Below are 13,949 nucleotides of genomic sequence, written 5' to 3'. Positions count from 1 at the left end.
TTAGAACGTCTGGCCGAGGGAGAATTGGAACACTTGAGTTTCAGCGTTATCCGGTTTTTTGACCGGCATCGCCAGAGCAAAACTCAGAGGACCCAGTGCGGTGACCCAGGTCACACCCACACCAACGGAACTGGCCATGTTGCTCAGGCTGATGTCGTTACACTTGGTGTTGGACGTCGAGCCATTTGCGTTGGTGGTGTCCTTGCACTGCGAATCGAAAACGTTACCCACGTCCCAGAATACCGAGGTACGCAAGGAGCGTTGATCCTTGACGAACGGCAGCGGGAACAGAACCTCGGCACCGCCCTGGATCAGGACGTTACCACCGAACGGCAGCGGATCCTGATCCGGGTCAACCGAAGTACCCGGGTTGGTACCACGACTCGGAGTACTGCGCGGCCCCAGAGTACTGTCCTTGAAGCCACGTACCGAGTTGAAACCACCAGCATAGTAGTTTTCATAGAACGGCAAGCCGTCGGTCGAACCATAACCGTCGCCATAACCCAGCTCGGTGTGCAGACGCAGGGTGTAGTTTTCGGTGATCGGCTGGAACAACTGACCACGGTAGTCGAGTTTGTAGAACGACAGGTCGCTGCCCGGAATCGTGGTTTCCAGCGTCAGGCTCTGCGAACGACCACGGGTCGGCAGTACGCCCTTGTTCAGGGTCGATTCGGACCAGCCGGCAGACGCCTTGAAGTTCAGGTACTGATCGCCTTCCTTGTTAACGAAGTCGAAGATCTCGTCAACGGTGTACTGACCGGTCTTGATCTTGTCCTGCTGTGCGGACAGACCGAAGGTCAGACGCGAAGTCTCGCTGATCGGATAGCCAACGTTGACGCCGGCACCCAGGCTGTCTACCGCATAGCTGGCTACGTCGATGTTGAGATCTTTGTAGTCGGTGGTGCGATAGAACGCGTTGTAACCCAGACTCACGCCATCGGCGGTCCAGTAGGGGTCAACGTAGCCGAAGTTGTAACGGCTCTGGTATTCACTGCGGGTCAGGCCCACGCTCACACGGTTACCGGTACCCAGGAAGTTGTTCTGGGTGATCGAACCACCGAGGATCAGACCGGCGCTCTGGGCGAAACCGACGCTGGCGGTGATCGAACCGGAAGCTTGCTCTTCAACGGCGTAGTTCACGTCAACCTGGTCGTCGACACCCGGAACGGCCGGCGTCTCGACGTTCACTTCCTTGAAGAAGCCCAGACGCTCAAGACGGGTCTTGGACTGGTCGATCAGGTAGGTCGAAGCCCAGCCACCTTCCATCTGACGCATTTCACGACGCAGCACTTCGTCCTCGGACTTGGTGTTGCCGCGGAAGTTGATGCGATTGACGTAGGCACGCTTGCCCGGATCGACGGCGAACAGGATGTCCACAGTGTGATCGTCGTCATGCGGCTGAGGTACGCCGTTGACGTTGGCGAAGGTGTAACCCTCGTTACCCAGACGGCGAGTGATCAGTTCGGAAGTGGTGGTCATCAGCTTGCGCGAGAAAACCTGGCCTTTTTGCACCAGCAACAGCGACTTGACCTGGTCTTCAGGCACTTTCAGGTCACCGCTGAGCTTGACGTCACGAACGGTGTACTTCTCGCCTTCGGTGATGTTGACGGTGATGTAGACGTGCTTCTTGTCCGGGGTGATGGACACCTGGGTCGAAGCGATATCCATGTTGATGTAGCCACGGTCCAAGTAGTAGGAACGCAGGCGCTCCAGGTCACCGGAGAGTTTTTCACGGGCGTACTTGTCGTCGTTCTTGAAGAACGACAGCCAGTTGGTGGTTTTCAGCTCGAACAGGTCGATCAGATCGTCATCAGGGAAGACCGTGTTACCCACCACGTTGATGTGCTGGATGGCAGCCACGGTGCCTTCGTTGATCTTCACTTTCAGCGCCACACGGTTACGCGGCTGCGAAACCACTTCGGTATCGACGGTCGCCGAGTAACGGCCCTGGGCAACGTACTGACGCTGCAGCTCGTTACGGACACCTTCGAGGGTGGCGCGCTGAAAGATTTCACCTTCGGACAGACCGGACTGCTTGAGGCCTTTCATCAGGTCTTCGGTGGAGATCGCCTTGTTGCCTTCGATCTCGATACTCGCGACCGACGGACGCTCGACGACCGTGATCACCAGTACGTTGCCTTCGCGGCCCAGCTGGATATCTTGAAAGAAACCGGTTTTGAACAACGCACGAGTGGATTCCACCAGGCGACGATCATCCGCCTGCTCGCCGACGTTCAACGGCAAGGCACCAAAGACGCTACCCGCGGAGACCCGCTGGAGGCCATTGACGCGAATATCAGAGATAGTGAAGGACTCGGCGTGAACTTCGGCGATCATCAATACGGTGAGAACCGCAGTTAGCAGCAGACGTTTCATGAAGTCCTTTCTTATTCCAACTGGCAATAAACAAACTGCCGCAAAATGCGGCAGATTCGCAATTCAGCGAAGCTTTACAGTCGACCCAGATCATTGACCAGAGCAAGCAACATCACTCCGACCACCAAACTGATACCGATCTGCACCCCCCAACCTTGCACCCGATCCGACAAGGGGCGACCACGCACCCACTCAATCAGATAAAACAACAAATGCCCCCCATCCAGTACAGGAATGGGCAGCAAATTCAGAACCCCCAGGCTAATACTCAGATAAGCAAGGAAATTCAGGAAATCAGCAACGCCCGACTGGGCAGAAGCGCCCGCCACTTTAGCAATGGTTATCGGCCCACTCAAGTTTTTTACCGAGAGCTCGCCAAACAGCATTTTCTTCAGTGAGTCCAGCGTCAGGATGCTCATGGTCCAGGTACGCCGGGCACCCTCGCCAATTGCGGCCAACGGGCCATAACTGACCTCGCGGATCATTTCCGGCGGCCAGTCCACAGCTTTCACGCCAGCACCCAGATAACCGCTCGGCGCCTTGCTTTCGCCACGCGCAGCCAAGGTCACCGGGACGTCGATTTGAGCACCGTCGCGCTCGACGCGCAGCAAGATTTTGGTATCAGGACGCGTACGAACGGTATCGACCACTTGCTGCCAGTCACCCAGCGCCTGGCCATCGAGCGACAACAGGCGGTCGCCGGTTTTCAGACCGGCGGCCTGCGCCGGACCTTTTGGATCGAGCTCGGCCAGCACCGGCGGCAACGCCGGGCGCCATGGGCGAATACCCAGCGAGCGAATCGGATCGGGTTCATCGGCGCCTTTGAGCCAGTGATCCAGCGCCAGTTCGCGCGGCGTGTCAGCGGTAGAGCCCTGCTCGCGCACGAGCAATTGCAGGGAACCGCTTTCCCCAAGACGACGGACCAACTGCAAATTGACGGCCGCCCAGCCGGAAGTCGGCTCGCCATCGATGGCAACGATCTCCTGACCGGCATTCAAACCGGCCTTGGCCGCGATGCTGCCGGACTCGACGGCACCGATGACCGGACGGATCTGCTCACTGCCGAGCATCGCCAGCACCCAGAAAAACACCAGGGCCAGCAGGAAGTTGGCGATCGGTCCCGCCGCGACAATAGCGATGCGCTGGCGAACCGATTTGCGATTGAAGGATTGATGAAGCTGATCGGCCGGTACTTCGCCCTCACGCTCATCGAGCATTTTGACGTAGCCACCCAGCGGAATCGCGGCGACGACAAATTCGGTGCCCTGCTTGTCGTGCCAGCGCAACAACGGCATGCCGAAGCCAACGGAAAAACGCAGAACCTTGACGCCACAGCGACGCGCGACCCAGAAGTGGCCGAATTCGTGAAAGGTGACCAGCACACCCAAAGCGATCAGGGTGCCGGCAATCATATAGAGCGCGCTCATCTACTTTCTCCGCAATCCTGTTCAGTGCCGCGTGACGCCATGGTTCTGCAACGGCTATCGGCCGTGACGATTCAGCCACTGTTCGGCCAGAATCCGCGCTTTCGCGTCCGCGGTAAACACCGCGTCCAGATCCTCAAGCGCAACCACTGGCTCGAGGTTCAGCACGTCCTCGATGATACTCGCGATTTCCAGATAACCAACGCGTCCGTCGAGAAACGCCGCGACTGCCACTTCGTTGGCCGCATTGAGCATGGCCGGCGCACTGTTGCCGGCCTCCGCCGCCTGCCGCGCCAGGCGCAGACAAGGGAAGCGCTGTTCGTCCGGCGCCTCGAAATCCAGGCGCGCAACGGCAAACAGATCCAGCGGCGCCACACCCGAGTCGATCCGCTCAGGCCAGGCCAATGCGTTGGCAATCGGCGTGCGCATGTCAGGGTTGCCCAACTGCGCCAATACCGAGCCATCCACATAGTCGACCAGCGAGTGAATCACACTCTGCGGATGAATCACCACCACGACCTGCGACGGCTTGGCGTCGAACAGCCAGCAGGCCTCGATCAACTCCAGGCCCTTGTTCATCATGCTGGCCGAGTCCACCGAGATCTTGCGACCCATCGACCAGTTCGGGTGCGCACACGCCTGATCAGGCGAAACATGCGCCAGCTCGCTCATCGGCGTCTGCCGGAAAGGACCGCCCGAAGCCGTCAGCAGAATCCGCCGCACGCCGACCGCACCCAGCCCGCGGGCAAAATCCTGCGGCATGCACTGGAAGATCGCGTTGTGCTCGCTGTCGATCGGCAGCAACACCGAACCGCTCTTGTGCACGGCCTGCATGAACAGCGCGCCGGACATCACCAGCGCTTCTTTGTTGGCCAGAAGGATTTTCTTCCCGGCCTCTACTGCTGCCAGGGTCGGGCGCAGGCCCGCGGCACCGACGATGGCGGCCATCACAGCATCAACTTCAGGGGCGGAGGCGACCTGGCACAGCCCCTCCTCCCCGACCAATACGCGAGTGGACAGGCCAGCAGCCCGCAGGTCGTCCTGCAAGCCACGCGCCGCCGCCACTTCAGGCACCACCGCAAACTGCGGCACATGCCGAACGCACAAGGCCAGCAACTCGCTCAGGCGGGTAAAGCCGCTCAGGGCGAAAACCTGATAACGCTCGGGATGCCGAGCGATGACGTCCAGGGTGCTCAGGCCAATCGAACCGGTCGCCCCCAGAACAGTAATCTGTTGCGGGCGGCTCACGGTGCAGCCATCCACAGCAGTACGGCAAAAATCGGGATCGCAGCGGTCAGGCTGTCGATGCGATCAAGCACACCGCCATGACCGGGCAGCAGGTTGCTGCTGTCCTTGATGCCGGACTGGCGCTTGAACATGCTTTCGGTGAGGTCGCCCACCACAGAAATGAATACGATCAATGCAGCGCCGATCAGGCCCTTGAGCAGTTCGGCCACGGTCCAGTCACGCACCAGGCCGACGATCGCGGTGATCACCAGACTCAGCGCCAGACCACCATAAACGCCTTCCCAGCTCTTACCCGGGCTGACTTGCGGCGCCAGCTTGCGCTTGCCGAAAGCACGGCCGGAGAAATAGGCACCGATGTCGGCCCCCCAGACCAGCACCATCACCGCCATGATCAGCCAGTTACCCAGCGGGTACTGTTTGATCTGCACCAGCCCTTGCCAGGCCGGCAACAGGATCAGCAAGCCGATCACCAGTTTGGTGGCCGCCGTGGACCAGTGCTCGCTCGAACGCGGGTACGTCAGGACCAGGTACGTCGCCACCGCCCACCACAACACCGAAGCGCCCAACACCCAAGGGGCGAGGCCCGGCAGGACGTACATGACGAACAGCATCAGCGCGACGACAGCGGCAAAGCCGACACGGAACGACTGCGCGGTAAAGCCCGCCAGGCGTGCCCATTCCCAGGCGCCCAGGCTCACGACCAGACCGATGAACAGCGCAAAACCGGAGCCTTCGAGCAGGAAAAACCCGCACAAAGCGATCGGCAGCAGGATCAGCGCAGTGATGATTCGTTGTTTAAGCATTAAACCCGGGCTCCAGCTTCGACCTGTTCGCTCGTTTTACCGAAGCGACGCTGGCGCGAAGCGAAATCGGCCAGCGCGGTGCGCATGGCTTCGTGTTTGAAGTCCGGCCAGAACAGGTCGGAGAAGTACAACTCGGCATACGCCAGTTGCCACAGCAGGAAGTTGCTGATGCGATGCTCGCCACCGGTGCGGATGCACAGGTCCGGCAACGGCAGGTCGCCGGTGGCCAGACAGGTTTGCAGCAGATCCGGTGTGATGTCTTCCGGACGCAGATGCCCGGCCTGAACTTCACGCGCCAGACGCTGCGCCGCCTGGGCAATATCCCACTGACCGCCGTAGTTGGCGGCGATCTGCAGGATGAAGCGGTTGGCACCGGCGGTCATGGCTTCCGCTTCGCGCATCGCTGCCTGAAGCTCAGGATGGAAACGCGAGCGATCGCCAATGATGCGCAAGCTGATGTTGTTGTCGTTCAGACGCTTGGCCTCACGACGCAGCGCCTTGAAGAACAGATCCATCAAGGCGCTGACTTCATCGGCCGGGCGCTGCCAGTTTTCACTGGAGAAGGCGAACAGGGTGAGCACTTCGACCTTGGCCTCAGCGCACACCTCGATCACTGCCCGCACAGCATCCACGCCGGCCTTATGCCCGGCGACACCCGGCATAAAGCGTTTTTTCGCCCAGCGATTATTGCCATCCATGATGATCGCGACATGGCGCGGCACCGCGGACGGCGCAGACTGCTTGGTCTTGTCCATTAAAAGCTCGACCCTTATACGGCCATCAGGTCTTTTTCTTTCTCGTCCGTGGCCTTGGTGATCTGGGCCTCGGATTCCTTGGTCAGCTTATCGATATCAGCGATGGCACGACGCTCTTCGTCTTCACTGATTTCCTTGTCCTTGACCAGCTTTTTAAGCTCACCCAATGCGTCACGACGAATGTTGCGCACGGCAACGCGCGCATCTTCCGCTGCGCTACGAGCCTGCTTGGTGAAGCCCTTGCGCGTTTCCTCGGTGAGGGCAGGCATCGGGATCAAAAGCAACTCACCCAGGTTGGTCGGATTGAGGTTCAGACCGGCGCTCTGGATCGCCTTGTCGACGGCAGCGAGCATGTTGCGCTCGAAGGCCACGACTTGCAGGGTACGCGAATCTTTCACGGTGACGTTGGCCACGCTGCTCAGCGGGGTGTCAGTGCCGTAGTAAGGCACCATGACGCTGCCGAGGATGCTCGGGTGAGCCTTGCCGGTACGAATCTGGCCGAACGCGTGGTTCAGAGATTCCAGGGATTTCTGCATACGCGCTTGGGCGTCTTTCTTGATTTCGTTGATCATTGTTGGCCTTCCTCGATCAAAGTCCCTTCAGCGCCGCCGTGCACAATGTTCAGCAGGGCGCCGGGCTTGTTCATGTTGAATACGCGCAGCGGCATCTTGTGATCGCGGCACAGGCAGATAGCAGTCAGATCCATTACACCCAGCTTGCGATCCAGCACTTCATCATAAGTCAGATGATCGAACTTCTCGGCATGCGGGTCTTTGAACGGGTCTGCGGTGTAAACGCCATCAACCTTGGTCGCTTTCAGCACGACGTCGGCATCGATTTCGATGGCACGCAGGCAGGCTGCCGAATCCGTGGTAAAGAACGGATTACCGGTACCGGCGGCGAAGATCACCACGTCCTTGGAGTTCAGGTGGCGCATGGCTTTGCGGCGATCATAGTGATCGGTCACGCCAACCATGGAAATGGCCGACATCACGATGGCTGAGATATTGGCACGTTCCAGCGCATCGCGCATGGCCAGGGCGTTCATCACAGTGGCCAGCATGCCCATGTGGTCGCCTGTCACCCGATCCATGCCAGCCTTGCTCAAGGCCTCGCCACGGAACAGGTTGCCACCGCCGATCACCAGACCGACCTGTACGCCGATACCGACCAGTTGGCCGACTTCCAGCGCCATCCGATCCAGCACTTTTGGATCGATCCCGAACTCTTCCGAGCCCATCAGGGCCTCGCCGCTAAGCTTGAGTAGAATGCGTTTATAGCGAGCCTGATAACCACTGCCCTGCTGAGCCATTGCCAATCTCTCCTGCGGCGTATTTAAAAAATTCTGTGCAAGCTGTTTTACAGCTGCCGTTCACTCTAGCTTGGCGCTGCTTCAGCGCCATCGGAACCTGGCTTTGTAATTCAGTTCCCAGTGGAAACCAATTAAAAAATGGTAACCCCATCTGAAAAGAGGCTGCGCGCGTGAGCGGGCAGCCTCTTTCGGGCGACAGTTGAAAAACCGTCTTATTGCTTGGCGGCAGCCAGCTGGGCAGCAACTTCTTCAGCGAAGTTGTCGACCGGCTTCTCGATGCCTTCGCCTACTTTGAAGTAGGTGAAGGAAACGATTTCTGCGCCGCCTTTCTTGGCCAGCTCGCCAACCTTGATTTCAGGGTTCTTGACGAACGCCTGCTCAACCAGGCTTGCTTCTGCCAGGAACTTGCTGATACGGCCTTTGACCATGTTCTCAACAATGTTTTCTGGCTTGCCTTTGATCTTTTCTTCGTTCAGCTGCAGGAACACAGCTTTTTCACGCTCGATCGCTTCAGCCGAAACTTGCGAAGGCAGCAGGAACTCAGGGTTGCTGGCAGCTACGTGCATCGCGATGTCTTTGGCCAGCTCGACGTCACCGCCTTTCAGAGCCACAACGACACCGATCTTGTTGCCGTGCAGGTACGAACCTACAACGTCACCTTCGATACGGGCCAGACGACGGATGTTGACGTTCTCGCCTACTTTGGCAACCAGTGCTTCGCGAGCAGCTTCTTGCGAAGCGATCAGCGGAGCAGCGTCGGTCAGCTTGTCAGCGAAAGCTTTTTCAACGCTGGCAGCGACGAAGTTTTTGAAGTCGTCTTGCAGAGCCAGGAAGTCGGTCTGCGAGTTCACTTCCAGGATAACGGCAGCTTTACCGTCGTCCTTGATTGCGATTGCGCCTTCAGCGGCAACGTTGCCAGCCTTTTTCGCAGCCTTGATCGCGCCCGAAGCACGCATGTCATCAATGGCTTTTTCGATGTCGCCGTCAGCCTTTTCCAGGGCTTTCTTGCAGTCCATCATGCCTTCGCCGGTACGCTCGCGCAGTTCTTTAACCAACGCTGCAGTAATTGCTGCCATTTTCAAATTCCTCTTGGATAGGTTTTCAACCATTCCACCCGATCGAACGGGCGTTCAATTCTTCCCGAAACACCTTGTAGCTGCTGCACGTTACAAATGCAGGAGGTGCGCTGCCACAAGTGGGCGCCAACAAACGGTTTTCGAGGTGGCAAAAAGGGGGCCAAGCCCCCTTTTTGCTTACTGAGTCAACGCCAGGGCGTCGATTACTCAGCTGCAGCCTGAGTTTCTTCAGCTGCGAATTCAACAGTGCCGCCAGCAACATTGTTGCGACCACGGATCACTGCGTCAGCCATCGAACCCATGTACAGCTGGATAGCGCGGATTGCGTCATCGTTGCCTGGGATGATGTAGTCAACGCCTTCCGGGCTGCTGTTGGTATCGACAACGCCGATGACCGGGATGCCCAGCTTGTTGGCTTCGGTGATCGCGATGCGCTCGTGGTCAACGTCGATCACAAACAGTGCGTCTGGCAGACCGCCCATGTCCTTGATGCCGCCCAGCGAACGATCCAGCTTTTCCAGGTCACGGGAGCGCATCAGCGCTTCTTTCTTGGTCAGCTTGGCGAAAGTACCGTCTTCGGCTTGAACTTCAAGGTCACGCAGACGCTTGATGGAAGCACGAATGGTTTTGAAGTTGGTCAGCATGCCGCCCAACCAGCGGTGATCGACGTACGGCGAACCGCAACGTGCTGCTTCTTCAGCAACGATCTTGCCAGCGGAACGCTTGGTGCCGACGAACAGAATCTTGTTTTTGCCCTGGGCCAGACGCTCTACGAAAGTCAGAGCTTCGTTGAACATTGGCAGGGTTTTTTCAAGGTTGATGATGTGAATCTTGTTACGCGCGCCGAAAATGTACTTACCCATTTTCGGATTCCAGTAACGGGTTTGGTGACCGAAGTGCACACCGGCCTTCAGCATATCGCGCATGTTGACTTGGGACATGATAGTTCCTTAATAAGTCGGGTTTGGCCTCCACGTATCCCAATGACCAACCAGTGGCATAAAGCCAAAAGCACCCAGGTCATCGTGTCGACACGTGTGTGGATTTAAGCTTTTCGGGGTATCCCCGGAAAGCGGCGCATTTTATACCACAGGGTGCACAGAAACGGAACCCGGAATCTGCAATCGCACCAGGGACATGGGCGCAGCCCCCTTGGAATCGCCTTCAAGCGCATCATTGTATAGACAGACGCGATGCACGCAGGCGCGGATTTGCTCCTTTCGTCTGGTAGAATCGCGTTTTTCAGGGTCGCAAATCCCACACCTGCCACCCTATCCGTATCAGCAAGCGCCGCCGAGCGCAGAGAGAGCCTGTATGACCGTCAACCTCAAAACCCCCGAGGACATCGCTGGCATGCGTGTCGCCGGCAAACTGGCCGCCGATGTGCTGGAAATGATTGCCGAACACGTCAAACCGGGCGTGACCACCGATCAACTGAACCAGATCTGCCACGACTACATCGTCAACGTGCAGCAGGCCATCCCTGCGCCGCTCAACTACAAAGGCTACCCGAAGTCGATCTGCACCTCGATCAATCACGTCGTCTGCCACGGCATTCCGAATGACAAGCCGCTGAAGAATGGCGACACCCTGAACATCGACGTCACCGTGATCAAGGACGGCTACCACGGCGACACCAGCCGCATGTTCCACGTTGGCGAAGTGCCGGTCTGGGCCGAACGCCTGTCGCAGGTCACTCAGGAATGCATGTACAAGGCGATCGAAATCGTCAAACCTGGCTGCCGCCTCGGCGACATCGGTGAGATCATCCAGAAGCACGCGGAAAAGAACGGTTTCTCGGTGGTTCGCGAGTTCTGCGGCCACGGCATCGGCAAGGTGTTCCACGAAGAGCCGCAGATCCTGCATTACGGTCGCGCCGGCACCGGCATGGAACTGAAGGCCGGCATGACCTTCACCATCGAACCGATGATCAACCAGGGCAAGGCCGACACCAAGGTATTGGGCGACGGCTGGACCGCCATCACCAAGGACCGCAAGCTCTCGGCGCAGTGGGAACACACCCTGCTGGTGACCGACACCGGCTACGAGATCTTCACCCTGCGCGCCGACGACACCATCCCGCGCGTCTCGGCCTGATCCCAAGAACGCTCCCAGCCCTATAGAAGGAAAGCCAATCGATGCCGCAGGTGGATCCCGAACTCTTCGACCGCGGCCAGTTCCAGGCTGAACTGGCCCTGAAAGCGAGTCCCATCGCGGCGTTCAAGAAGGCGATCCGCCAGGCGCGCGAGGTTCTCGACACGCGTTTTCGCAGCGGCCGCGACATCCGCCGACTGATCGAAGACCGTGCATGGTTCGTCGACAACATCCTGCAAAAAGCCTGGGAGCAGTTCAACTGGAGCGAAGACGCCGATATCGCACTGGTCGCGGTCGGCGGCTACGGCCGTGGTGAGTTGCACCCCTATTCCGACATCGACCTGCTGATCCTGCTGGACAGCGCCGATCACGAAGTCTTCCGCGATTCCATCGAGCGTTTTCTGACGCTGCTGTGGGACATCGGCCTGGAAGTCGGTCAGAGCGTACGCTCGGTCGACGAATGCGCCGAAGAGGCCCGCGCCGACCTGACGGTGGTCACCAACCTGATGGAAAGCCGCACCATCTGCGGCCCCGAACGCCTGCGCCAGCGCATGCTCGATGTCACCAGCACCGCGCACATGTGGCCGGCCAAGGAGTTTTTCCTGGCCAAACGCGCCGAGCAAAAGGCCCGTCACCACAAGTACAACGACACCGAATACAACCTGGAACCCAACGTCAAAGGCTCGCCCGGTGGCCTGCGGGATATCCAGACGATTCTGTGGGTGGCCCGGCGTCAGTACGGCACCCTGAACCTGCGCGCCCTCGCCGGTGAAGGTTTCCTGGTCGAGAGCGAAAACGCCCTGTTGGCGTCGTCCCAGGAATTCCTCTGGAAAGTGCGTTACGCCCTGCACATGCTCGCCGGGCGCTCGGAAGACCGCCTGTTGTTCGATCATCAACGGACCATCGCCGGCCTGCTCGGCTTTGAAGGCGACGACGCCAAACAGGCCGTCGAAAACTTCATGCAGCAGTACTTCCGCGTGGTCATGAGCATCGCCCAACTCAGCGACCTGATCATCCAGCACTTCGAGGAAGTCATCCTCGCCCCGGAAGACGAAGCACCGCCGCAGCCGATCAACTCGCGCTTCCAGTTGCACGACGGCTACATCGAGGCACGGAACGACAACGTGTTCCGCCGCACACCGTTCGCCATGCTCGAGATCTTCGTGCTGATGGCCCAGCAGCCGGAAATCAAAGGCGTACGCGCTGACACCATTCGTCTGCTGCGCGAGAACCGGCACCTGATCGACGACAACTTCCGCAACGATATCCGCAACACCAGCCTGTTCATCGAGCTGTTCAAGTGCAAGATCGGCGTGCACCGCAACCTGCGCCGGATGAACCGCTACGGCATCCTCGGGCGCTACCTGCCGGAATTCGGTTTCATCGTCGGGCAGATGCAGCACGACCTGTTCCACATCTATACGGTCGATGCGCACACGCTGAACCTGATCAAACACCTGCGTAAGTTGCAATACACCCAGGTGTCGGAAAAATTCCCGTTGGCCGCCAAGCTCATGGCCAAACTGCCCAAGCCTGAACTGATCTACATGGCCGGTCTGTACCACGACATCGGCAAGGGCCGGCATGGCGATCACTCGGACATCGGCGCAGTCGATGCCGAAGCGTTCTGCCAGCGCCATCAGTTGCCCCTGTGGGACAGCCGCCTGATCGTCTGGCTGGTGCAGAACCACCTGGTGATGTCGACCACCGCACAGCGCAAGGATCTGTCCGATCCGCAGGTGATCCACGATTTCGCCCAGATCGTCAGCGACGAGACCCGTCTGGACTACTTGTATGTGCTGACCGTGGCCGACATCAACGCCACCAACCCGACCCTATGGAATTCGTGGCGCGCCAGCCTGCTGCGCCAGCTCTACACCGAGACCAAACGCGCTCTGCGCCGTGGCCTGGAAAATCCGGTGGATCGCGAAGAGCAGATCCGCCAGACCCAGAGTGCGGCGCTGGACATCCTCGTGCGCGGCGGCACCGATCCGGACGACGTCGAGCAGTTGTGGGCGCAGTTGGGCGATGACTATTTCCTGCGTCACACCGCCGGCGACGTGGCCTGGCACAGTGACGCGATCCTGCAGCAGCCGGCCGATGGCGGTCCGCTGGTGCTGATCAAGGAAACCACCCAGCGCGAGTTCGAAGGTGGCACGCAGATCTTCATCTACGCCCCGGACCAGCACGATTTCTTCGCCGTGACCGTGGCCGCGATGGACCAGCTCAACCTGAACATTCACGACGCCCGGGTCATCACTTCGAGCAGCCAGTTCACCCTCGACACCTACATCGTGCTCGACACCGACGGCGACTCGATCGGCGACAACCCGGCGCGGGTCAAACAGATTCGCGACGGCCTGACCGAAGCACTGCGCAATCCGGACGATTACCCGACAATCATCCAGCGCCGGGTGCCGCGCCAGCTCAAGCACTTCGCCTTCGCGCCGCAGGTGACGATCCATAACGACGCTCAGCGTCCGGTGACAGTGCTGGAACTGACGGCACCGGATCGCCCGGGCCTGCTGGCACGGATCGGCGGGATCTTCCTCGAGTTCGACCTGTCGCTGCAGAACGCCAAGATTGCGACCCTGGGCGAACGCGTAGAAGACGTGTTCTTCATCACCGACGCCCACAACCAGCCGCTCTCCGACCCGCTGCTGTGCAGTCGCCTGCAGGACGCAATCGTCGAGCAACTGAGCGTCAATCAGGAACCGGATATCAAGCTTTCGCGCATCAGTATTTGATCCAGCAACTTCCCCCCTGTGGGAGCGGGCTTGCTCGCGAAAGCGGTGTGTCAGGCAACACATCATTCAATGACACACCGCTTTCGCGAGCAAGCCCGCTCCCACATTGAACGA

The 13,949-nt window shown here is 59.1% G+C and carries 11 protein-coding genes; 2 read left to right on the top strand and 9 right to left on the bottom strand.

What is annotated here, in order from left to right; genetic code table 11:
- The 9 genes from bamA to rpsB form a co-directional block, all read right to left on the bottom strand.
- Positions 1-2,376, bottom strand: coding sequence for an outer membrane protein assembly factor BamA (gene bamA / locus ACOYXI_RS25040; RefSeq protein WP_098967465.1), 2,376 nt, complete (start codon positions 2,374-2,376; stop codon positions 1-3).
- A 74-nt stretch (positions 2,377-2,450) separates the two neighbouring features.
- The gene (rseP, locus tag ACOYXI_RS25035; RefSeq protein WP_047601293.1) at positions 2,451-3,803 is read right to left on the bottom strand and encodes a sigma E protease regulator RseP; all 1,353 of its coding nucleotides are present in this window, start codon (positions 3,801-3,803) and stop codon (positions 2,451-2,453) included.
- Positions 3,804-3,857: 54 nt separating this feature from the next.
- Complete coding sequence (ispC, locus tag ACOYXI_RS25030) at positions 3,858-5,048, bottom strand: 1-deoxy-D-xylulose-5-phosphate reductoisomerase (RefSeq protein WP_461675427.1); 1,191 nt, start codon at positions 5,046-5,048, stop codon at positions 3,858-3,860.
- Positions 5,045-5,851 (bottom strand): phosphatidate cytidylyltransferase, encoded by an 807-nt coding sequence (locus ACOYXI_RS25025; protein ID WP_007964272.1) that lies wholly within the window; start codon positions 5,849-5,851, stop codon positions 5,045-5,047. The genes ispC and ACOYXI_RS25025 overlap by 4 nt, the downstream gene beginning before the upstream one ends.
- Positions 5,851-6,606, bottom strand: a complete 756-nt coding sequence (uppS, locus tag ACOYXI_RS25020; protein ID WP_003222128.1) for a polyprenyl diphosphate synthase — start codon at positions 6,604-6,606, stop codon at positions 5,851-5,853. Before uppS ends, ACOYXI_RS25025 begins: the two co-directional genes overlap by 1 nt.
- Before the next feature lie 14 nt (positions 6,607-6,620).
- Positions 6,621-7,178 (bottom strand): ribosome recycling factor, encoded by a 558-nt coding sequence (gene frr, locus ACOYXI_RS25015; protein WP_047291868.1) that lies wholly within the window; start codon positions 7,176-7,178, stop codon positions 6,621-6,623.
- Positions 7,175-7,918: a UMP kinase gene (gene pyrH / locus ACOYXI_RS25010; protein ID WP_003222124.1), complete on the bottom strand. Its 744-nt coding sequence runs from the start codon at positions 7,916-7,918 to the stop codon at positions 7,175-7,177. Before pyrH ends, frr begins: the two co-directional genes overlap by 4 nt.
- A gap of 212 nt (positions 7,919-8,130) precedes the next feature.
- Positions 8,131-8,994, bottom strand: a complete 864-nt coding sequence (tsf, locus tag ACOYXI_RS25005; RefSeq protein ID WP_027611027.1) for a translation elongation factor Ts — start codon at positions 8,992-8,994, stop codon at positions 8,131-8,133.
- 203 nt (positions 8,995-9,197) lie between these two features.
- A complete protein-coding gene (rpsB, locus tag ACOYXI_RS25000; RefSeq protein ID WP_003222119.1) occupies positions 9,198-9,935 on the bottom strand; it encodes a 30S ribosomal protein S2 in 738 nt (245 codons plus the stop codon).
- Between the two features lie 373 nt (positions 9,936-10,308).
- On the opposite strand from rpsB, the gene map reads away from it, so the two are divergent.
- Together map and ACOYXI_RS24990 are read left to right on the top strand one after the other, a co-directional pair.
- The gene (map, locus tag ACOYXI_RS24995; protein ID WP_007964271.1) at positions 10,309-11,091 is read left to right on the top strand and encodes a type I methionyl aminopeptidase; all 783 of its coding nucleotides are present in this window, start codon (positions 10,309-10,311) and stop codon (positions 11,089-11,091) included.
- A 41-nt stretch (positions 11,092-11,132) separates the two neighbouring features.
- Positions 11,133-13,835, top strand: a complete 2,703-nt coding sequence (locus tag ACOYXI_RS24990; RefSeq protein ID WP_210558092.1) for a [protein-PII] uridylyltransferase — start codon at positions 11,133-11,135, stop codon at positions 13,833-13,835.
- Positions 13,836-13,949 lie beyond the last annotated feature (114 nt).

The organism is Pseudomonas sp. G3-19, from assembly GCF_054855875.1.
Note: the sequence above shows the minus strand (reverse complement) of the source record. Positions and strands in the feature narration are given on the sequence as shown.

Excerpts from the sequence above, each read along its gene's own strand:
- map (WP_007964271.1), top strand. The coding sequence starts at position 10,309 with ATGACCGTCAACCTCAAAACCCCCGAGGACATCGCTGGCATGCGTGTC.
- tsf (WP_027611027.1), bottom strand. The coding sequence starts at position 8,994 with ATGGCAGCAATTACTGCAGCGTTGGTTAAAGAACTGCGCGAGCGTACC.
- rpsB (WP_003222119.1), bottom strand. The coding sequence starts at position 9,935 with ATGTCCCAAGTCAACATGCGCGATATGCTGAAGGCCGGTGTGCACTTC.
- uppS (WP_003222128.1), bottom strand. The coding sequence starts at position 6,606 with ATGGACAAGACCAAGCAGTCTGCGCCGTCCGCGGTGCCGCGCCATGTC.
- bamA (WP_098967465.1), bottom strand. The coding sequence starts at position 2,376 with ATGAAACGTCTGCTGCTAACTGCGGTTCTCACCGTATTGATGATCGCC.
- rseP (WP_047601293.1), bottom strand. The coding sequence starts at position 3,803 with ATGAGCGCGCTCTATATGATTGCCGGCACCCTGATCGCTTTGGGTGTG.
- frr (WP_047291868.1), bottom strand. The coding sequence starts at position 7,178 with ATGATCAACGAAATCAAGAAAGACGCCCAAGCGCGTATGCAGAAATCC.
- pyrH (WP_003222124.1), bottom strand. The coding sequence starts at position 7,918 with ATGGCTCAGCAGGGCAGTGGTTATCAGGCTCGCTATAAACGCATTCTA.
- ACOYXI_RS25025 (WP_007964272.1), bottom strand. The coding sequence starts at position 5,851 with ATGCTTAAACAACGAATCATCACTGCGCTGATCCTGCTGCCGATCGCT.
- ACOYXI_RS24990 (WP_210558092.1), top strand. The coding sequence starts at position 11,133 with ATGCCGCAGGTGGATCCCGAACTCTTCGACCGCGGCCAGTTCCAGGCT.